Source organism: Saprospiraceae bacterium, assembly GCA_016719615.1.
Taxonomy (GTDB): domain Bacteria; phylum Bacteroidota; class Bacteroidia; order Chitinophagales; family Saprospiraceae; genus Vicinibacter.
In genome coordinates, this window is the sequence record JADJYQ010000010.1 from 19,548 (window position 1) to 27,282 (window position 7,735).

Sequence of the window (7,735 nt, forward strand, 5' to 3'; positions counted from 1 at the left end):
GCCCCTCTCCGCTGTGCGGAGAGGGGCCGGGGGTGAGGTGGAGGCGTGAGATGATCACCTCACCAAACTCACATCCCCATATTTCTCCAACACCGTTCCATCAATCCTAATCGCTTTCAAATGATATACAAAAACCGCTGGATTCATCGGCTCACCATTGAATCTTCCATCCCATCCGGCTAATAAGTCATTCAACTGAAAATGTTTGTTTTCAAAAACCATATTTCCCCATCGATTATAAATGCGGAACAGCTCCACTTCTCGGATGCTGGGACCTCCGAACACGGTAACCAGGTCGTTTAGGTTGTCGCCGTTGGGGCTGAAAACGTTGGGCACATAAACATCGGTTTGATTGTCGACGATGACTTTAATTTTTGCTCGCACTTCACAACCAGCCGAATTGGTAAATAATACTTCGTATTCTGCATTTTCAAGTGCTAACAAATAGGGCGCCGCACAATCTGTACAGGAAAGTCCGGTGGCAGGCGTCCAGCTTGCGGTGCCGGGAATAAAATTTAAAATAGCTTGTAATTGTATTTTGTCGCCAAGTGTAAGTTTTATTTCCACAGGTAGATCTGCTTGTAAAAGCAAGGGCTGAAAAAATACAACTGAATATTGATTTTCACAACCCAAAGTATCTTTAACGAACACTTGGTAGTTTCCGGGTGTTAGGGGGCTAAAATAATTATCGGATTGATAAGTAGAGGTGTCATCCAGCGCATACATAAATCCCGGAATTCCAGATTGTGGATAAATTGTAATAACTGCATCGTCATCACCATAACACCGAATCGTATCCAATTGCAATTGGGCTTCTACAGTATCTACAAATAAATTTGTTTCAACAATGCTGTCACATCCGAAAATATTATTCAGACGGTCTTGGTAAAAACCGGTGGCATTGTATATATTATTTCCTACCCGGGTGAATTGTCCTTTACAGATTTGTAATTGCTGCTGAAATAAATGTTTAGGATTTACAGTGACCTGTGTATGAATAATACTGTCGCAACCTTTATCAGTCAATAAACTGTCAAGATACAAGCCTGATTTTGTGTATTGACTAGAGCCGATGATGACGGTCTCTCCTTCGCAAATGATATGATTTTGTTGTAAATCATAAATCGGGTAAACCAATAAATCGGTGTATACAATACTATCACAGGAACGGATACTTTGTAAGGTATCAATATACTTTCCGGTATTCGTGTACGACTTTGTTCCTACAACAATATTTGAACCATTGCAAATTTGCCGCACATTTGGAATATTATACACTGGGTCGACAATAAGATTTGTGACGATCACACTATCGCAACAGAATCTATTTTGAAAAATATCGGTGTAAATTCCGGATGTGGTATATCGGCTGCTGCCAACTTCAATAAATTCTCCCGCACAAATTTTTAGAGATTGTGTATCGCGATCTTCCTGACTATGATCAATAACCACAAAATGTAAAGTATCTGAACTGCAACCGTATTCATCGCGCGCAATCAATGTATGTGTACCTGGAAGTAATCCTGTAAAATATCCTGAATCCTCCCAATATGATTGATCCAATGAATAATGGTAAAAAGGGAAAGTACCATCTGCACTCACTGCAATAAATGCGTTTGGCTGGCAACAATTTATTTCAAGATTGAATGAGTCTTGTTTCAATGTTAATCGTTGATTGGCTAGACCGATTTGAACGAGGCGCTGTAGGTTACATCGCGTTGAATCCCTTACATCAATGATGTAATTGCCCGGTGCCAATCCGGTGAAAATACCACTGCTTTGCCAGTTGCCGCCATTGATGCGATATGAATATGGCGGTATGCCTTCCAGTGCGGTGATCACGATACGTCCCGAATCGATGCAGTTCATTGCTTGCACCCGGATCAAACTATCCCGAAGCCGGTGTTTGAATTCACTCACTTCAATAATTTCAGGAAGAATGCAGTTTCCAATTTTGGTATAGATCGTGTAAAATCCTTCTTCCGGAATTTCAAAATAAAATTGTTTATAGAAAAAAATACCGTCCATACTGTAAAGAGCTGAACTGTCTTCAGGTTTTTCAAAAATGCGAAGTAAAGCTCCTCGAAAAGATCCGCAACTGTCGGCCAGTTGTAATTCATACTTTAAACTGTACTTCTTTACAAAAATCGTTAACGAATCCTGATACTGAAATCCGCAAGCATCACTGTATTCAATATGGTAAGTGGTCGTGCTATCTGGTTGAATGATCGGATTAAATACAGAGGTATCACTCACACCTTTTGAAGGCCGCCAGCGATATTGAGCGAAATTGGGTTTGGCCGAAACCTGGATCGATTCTCCTTCGCAAATGGTAAGATCGGGAAGTGTGTTGACGCCGGTGATGTAATTTAAACAGACTTGCTGAACATTGATAGATCCACCTGTTGCAGCTGTAAATCCAAAGTATACATTCGGATCATTGTTGAAAATACTGCGAACGACATCTCCGGAATAGCGCAATTTTAAAATACAATCCACATACACCGATAAAGTTGCATTGCTCGCGCTCCAACGTATAAGCACTTTATGAAAATTGCAATCTTCAGCATTAGCATTTCCATTGAGAATCCCGACCGGACCTGAGAGATTATCGCCTGAAGCATGATCTACATTACCGTTTCTCATAATGGCAACATGGTCAAAAATGGGATCCGTATAATTGCCATTGTGATAGGTGTCAAATTCGACAGCAAGACTGGGCATAACACCCTGGTAACCCAGTCCCCCTCCGGAGACTCCGATCGAAGTTGAAATGGGTTGAAATACAAAGGCAATGCCATCTGCCCCTTGCGCATCAAGGCAACCCAAATTAATATCAAAATAGATGTCAAAACTGCTGTATAAGCTGACTTTATCTTCGTACCAGATGGATCCTGTCTGACCAAAATTCTCCTCTGTCAACAAATAGCAATCGTTGCCCAATTGCCGTGCATTTCCATTGGTGATAAATTTTTTATTTCCGATTCCGCCGCAACTATCGGGAATAGTAAATGGCAAACTGGTCTGACAACCATTTAAGTCTTCTGCATAGAGAATATAATTGCCAGCGAGCAGAAGTTGAAAATAAGAATCTGTTTGTGATCCGGATCTCTTGTTGAGGCGATACTTATATGGCCCTGTTCCGCCGGTGGCATGTGCCCAGAGTTTTCCGTCGCTGATGCAATGTGTGGGCGATAAACTATCAATTGTTAGTTTAAGTTCTTCAAAATTTCAAACGCATATTGGAGGATATTATTCTGAGGATAAAAATCCGGCTGATTATCGGGATTGCCGAGCGTAACGGATAAGCTATGATTTCCTTGTGGAATGGGAATGCAGGGGAGATCTATGACCTGGCTCTGACCAGGAATTAATATGCCATTCCATACATAGGGACTTTGTGGAATTCCATTGAGCTGATAATTGATATCCAGTGTTGAAAAACTTTTACTTCCGTCATTTCGGATCTTCAATTTCGGACAAAGGGAATCTGTGCAAACGGAACCTTGTAAACTTAATTCCAAAGCAGCAGCATCATAATTTCCTGGAGGCAAACAACCATTGGAGCTGATCAGCGATTTGCGGGTGGTCTCCAGTGCGGCGATCATACGATTCCTTTGTCCGTCGGTAAAATGTACCGGGCCGCAAGAAGTATAATCCATGTAGTTGCTGTTGTCGTCAGGTAGATCCGGAATATCAGTGTTACATGAGTTGGTATTACAGGGTGCGAAGGATGCTGAATTGTCAGGTGGTGTATCGCAGACCCGGTCTCCATCCTGTAGACAATTGCCATTTGTGCATCCGCCGTTAAAGGTATGATTCAAAGAAAATAATGGCCCATTTCGTGAGCCGTAACTACTGTTCCTCCAATTGAATTCCAATAACGACTTTCTTGAACAATGCCGTCTACCGCAGGGAGCACCGGGAAATAAGCGTAACCTGCCAGACTGCAACCAAAGTTGTTATTAAATAAATCTGTAACTAAAAAATGTTGATATAGCGAGTACAATCCCAACCAATCAGCGCTTTAATCGCAGCATCATTGTTAGCATTGGTGCCTGGAGCACACATCATGTCATTGACCAGGTTACTCGGAGTTCTTGTAATTCCATTGGTAGGTTGACCATTGGGATCTCGCCGGGCAAGGCAGAATTGGATGCCAACATCTACCCCATTTGCAGCAGCGAAGGGACCTGAATTAGAAAAAGCCTGATTTAAATAATCCAGACCTTGTTCGACCTGCCGGTCTGTTAAGTTATTGCTTTGTCCGATAGCAGTCCCGGGTGGAACGATGAGGTGCACCACCAGGGGAAGTGTATAAATCGGTTTGGATCGGCTTTGTATTTTGCCTTTTCAGAGCATCGAGACTGTGCTGATAAATTTCATTTTCCATTTGCAGAGTCCGCTGCAGATAGGCAGCATCGACTGCAATAAGGCCTGGTGTTTCTCATCAAATGCACAATGCTGCGAAATCGCACTACCTATCATGAGCAATGAGAAGAATACGGTAAGAATATATTTGTTGCTCATCATCATATATGATACAAAATAAGGGAATAAGTTGTATTGAATAGAAAATATTTTTAAAAACAGTAAATATTAAACCCAGAATTGCCATTAGGATTCGTAGAGAGTCAAAAATGCAAAAAGACAGGTCTCTCGCAAGAAATTTGCGCGGAAGTGAAGTAAGGATTTCATTGAGCACAAATTTCGAGAAGAGGACTGTATTTGAAGCAGTTTTGGCTCGTAATAGAATTCTATTGGCAATTCTGGGTTAAAGGCTTCAGGTGTAAATAATATATGCAAAATCAGGCATAAATGCAAATTTACCGGTGTTTATATTAACAATTGATTTTGATACATTTCAACAAAAATTACACCGTATAAATTCAAAAGAATTTTAGCAGCTGTAAGGTGTTCACAATTCACTTGGAAACAATGATTAAAATCAGAATTATGAATTTGATCTCGTAATTTATTTAAATACTTTCAATATCATCCAAATCTTTAAATCTTACCCGCTGCTAATTTGTAGCCCGAATCAAATCATTGATATGAATTATTCGGACATTCACTTTTCAATGTTGATCATTTTAGCTTGTTTTAAGGCACTTCAAATATTAATCCTTTACAGGCAGTCATGATGTCTATTTTAATAAAACCACCTCCAAACTGAAAAAACATCAAATTTTAACGTATCTATAAATTTTCAAGATCTTCCATTTCTCCCATATACATTCCATATTCCTGGTGAACTTTTGTAAGCCGGGTGTGATTTTCTTCTGTAGGTTCAATCCATAAATCCATATCACCTGTCGATCTCCTGTATCCACAAACATTGACTGCCAAACCACCAATCAAAATATAGCGAACGGAGCTGTTTGTTCAGCAAACTGATGTACTCTAAAAATCTTCGTTAAATATTGAATCATGGTCTTTATAAGCTTTGGAAAATATCCGTTCAAATTTTATCTTTTCAGGATCTAAATTGCGATTGAGGAGATGCAAAATGATGCCCATACAAAATCGTCCTTTATAATTCTTTAGTTTCGCATTTTGTAATTAATGCCTTGAAATTTTTCAAAGGACTCTGTGTTATGGATGTTTCGGTCTAACTCAGTACTTGGCAAAGATATAAATCTTGTTTTCTATTATGTTTGAAAATTGATGCTTAAACAGTGAAGTCCTAAATGTCCTTAGCTAATTGCTTATAAATAAGCTTGAACGGACAACATTTTAAACTTTCAATTGCTGAATTTATCATGTTAAATGACTCCAAAATCATTGCCATCTCATTTATGAAAGCTTACAAAGCATTTTACTTACGTTGATTCCGTAAATTTGCTCAACAAATGAAAGGATGGATTTATAACCTGACGTATTGATCATCGGAACTGGAATTGCCTGTCCACGATCATATTCAAATTGCGCGACAGCGTCCTGATTCGATATTACGACTCACCAGCAAACCAATAAGGAAGAAAGCAATACCTGCCATGCGCATGGAGGTATTGCAGCGGTTTGGGATCAGATCAAAGATGATTTTGAAAACACGCAAGATACCCCGCTGCCGGCGATGATTATGCGCCAAAAGAGATCGTACGCATCGTGGTAGAGGAAGGCCACAACGCGTACAGAATTGATCGATTGGGGTGCCCGATTTGATAAAATCGATGCATCTTATTGCGATCTTGATGCGTGCATGGTCATTCGGAAAGCGGATTTTGCACTATCAGGATGTGACCGGAGCAGAAATTGAACGTGCTTTGCTTGACAAATGCAGCGCCAGCCTAAATATTGAGATCTCCTCGAGCACCATTGCAATAGATGTTTTGACCCAGCACCAATCTGGGTTTCAATGTTACGCGCATTATGTTCGATATCGAATGTTATGGAGCTTATCTTTAAATCTGAAATTCTAGAGTAGAAATGATCTGGCAAAAGTGGGACAATACTTCCAACAGGTGGAGCCGACAGATTTGCAGAATGATGCCAACAATCCATTATTTACGGGTAACCGGTGATGGAATTGCCATGATGTATCGCGCCAAAGGACATATGGAAAACATGGAGTCGGTTCAATTTCATCCAACGGCTTTATATAGGGCTAATCCGAGAATCCTGCGTTTTGATTTCTGAAGCTGTTCTGGTCTTGAGGAATTCTAAAAACACAGGATGGCCAGGAATTCAGCGTAGCGTTACGATGAACGCCTTCGTTAGAGTTCCCAGAGACATTGTTGCAAGGGCAATCAACAACGAATTAAAAATGAGACGAGAAGATTACGTGTCTGGATTGCTGAGATCTCCTGACGAAGCAGAATTTGTGCAACATTTTCCGAATATTTGAAGGTAAAAGCATCGGAATTCATCGGATGCAACAAAGTGATTCCGGTCGTTCCTGCCCGTCATTATTTGGTGTGGCGGGATCCATGTAGATGCCTATACACAGCAGCATCCGCAATTTATATGCTTGCGGTGAATGCACGAATACAGGTTTACATGGAGCCAATAGGTTAGCCAGCAATTCGCTATTGGAAGCGGCTTTGGATATCGTATTGCACAAGATCTCGTAGAAAAATAGGGATGGATTTCAATTGCGAACAGATATACCAGAATGGGATTCAATTTGAACAGGGCATCCTAAAGAACTTGTATTGATTACACAAAGCATCAAGGAACTCAAAGAGATCATGTCTTATTATGTAGGCATTGTACGCAGCAACGTAAGGATCGAACGTGCATTGAAATAGACTGGTATTTATTATACAAAGAGTATTGGTAGAAGACTTATACTTATTCTACAACGCTGTCAGTGTCTTTGTGTGAGCTCCGCAACCTGATTACTATCGGTTATCTGGTTACGCGTTCGGCTTCCATGCGAAAGAAAGCCGGGCCTGCATTACACTACAGATTATATAGATCAAATATGAATTTAAACAATCGACCTTGTTGTAAGCCAAGTCTATAAAAATCATGATATTTGCAGAATCCAATTAAGATATAGAAGTAATTATAAAATTCCCGTGGGTTAGTTGGATATTGATGAAATAGGCTACATGGTTTTCATGCTTTCTAAAATCAACTCATATTCAAATCCTTTGTTAGCAAAATGCTGAATCACTTTTGATTTATCGCCATAATGTTCCATGTCTCTTTCACAGTTGATGCAGCGTTTATCGGTATTCATTTCTTACTCCATTCCATCATTGCAATTTTAAGGAGGTTCAGAAACTTT

8 protein-coding genes are annotated in these 7,735 nt (G+C 40.1%); 3 read left to right on the plus strand and 5 right to left on the minus strand.

The genetic code is table 11. The annotated features are described in order from the left end of the window. Window positions 1–54 precede the first annotated feature (54 nt). The 5 genes from IPM92_16955 to IPM92_16975 all read right to left on the minus strand — a co-directional run bounded on the left by IPM92_16955 (window position 55) and on the right by IPM92_16975 (window position 5,349). The gene (locus IPM92_16955; protein MBK9110000.1) at window positions 55–3,018 is read right to left on the minus strand and encodes a gliding motility-associated C-terminal domain-containing protein; all 2,964 of its coding nucleotides are present in this window, start codon (window positions 3,016–3,018) and stop codon (window positions 55–57) included. Between the two features lie 191 nt (window positions 3,019–3,209). Beyond that, a complete protein-coding gene (locus IPM92_16960; protein ID MBK9110001.1) occupies window positions 3,210–3,824 on the minus strand; it encodes a hypothetical protein in 615 nt (204 codons plus the stop codon). Window positions 3,825–3,981: 157 nt separating this feature from the next. Beyond that, window positions 3,982–4,305 (minus strand): hypothetical protein, encoded by a 324-nt coding sequence (locus tag IPM92_16965; protein ID MBK9110002.1) that lies wholly within the window; start codon window positions 4,303–4,305, stop codon window positions 3,982–3,984. Window positions 4,306–4,353: 48 nt separating this feature from the next. Beyond that, on the minus strand, window positions 4,354–4,536 hold the full coding sequence (locus tag IPM92_16970; protein ID MBK9110003.1) for a hypothetical protein: 183 nt from the start codon (window positions 4,534–4,536) through the stop codon (window positions 4,354–4,356). 663 nt (window positions 4,537–5,199) lie between these two features. Then, a complete protein-coding gene (locus tag IPM92_16975) occupies window positions 5,200–5,349 on the minus strand; it encodes a hypothetical protein (protein MBK9110004.1) in 150 nt (49 codons plus the stop codon). Window positions 5,350–6,429: 1,080 nt separating this feature from the next. On the opposite strand from IPM92_16975, the gene IPM92_16980 reads away from it, so the two are divergent. From IPM92_16980 to IPM92_16990, 3 genes are all read left to right on the plus strand, one after another. Beyond that, window positions 6,430–6,639: an FAD-binding protein gene (locus IPM92_16980; GenBank protein ID MBK9110005.1), complete on the plus strand. Its 210-nt coding sequence runs from the start codon at window positions 6,430–6,432 to the stop codon at window positions 6,637–6,639. Next, the gene (locus IPM92_16985) at window positions 6,629–6,847 is read left to right on the plus strand and encodes a hypothetical protein (GenBank protein ID MBK9110006.1); all 219 of its coding nucleotides are present in this window, start codon (window positions 6,629–6,631) and stop codon (window positions 6,845–6,847) included. Before IPM92_16980 ends, IPM92_16985 begins: the two co-directional genes overlap by 11 nt. A gap of 88 nt (window positions 6,848–6,935) precedes the next feature. Next, window positions 6,936–7,073, plus strand: a complete 138-nt coding sequence (locus tag IPM92_16990; protein MBK9110007.1) for an FAD-binding protein — start codon at window positions 6,936–6,938, stop codon at window positions 7,071–7,073. Window positions 7,074–7,735: the final 662 nt, after the last annotated feature.

Bases quoted from the DNA above. Each gene is read 5' to 3' on its own strand.
- IPM92_16970 (MBK9110003.1), bottom strand. From the start codon at position 4,536: ATGATGATGAGCAACAAATATATTCTTACCGTATTCTTCTCATTGCTC.
- IPM92_16980 (MBK9110005.1), top strand. From the start codon at position 6,430: ATGATCTGGCAAAAGTGGGACAATACTTCCAACAGGTGGAGCCGACAG.
- IPM92_16990 (MBK9110007.1), top strand. From the start codon at position 6,936: ATGCCTATACACAGCAGCATCCGCAATTTATATGCTTGCGGTGAATGC.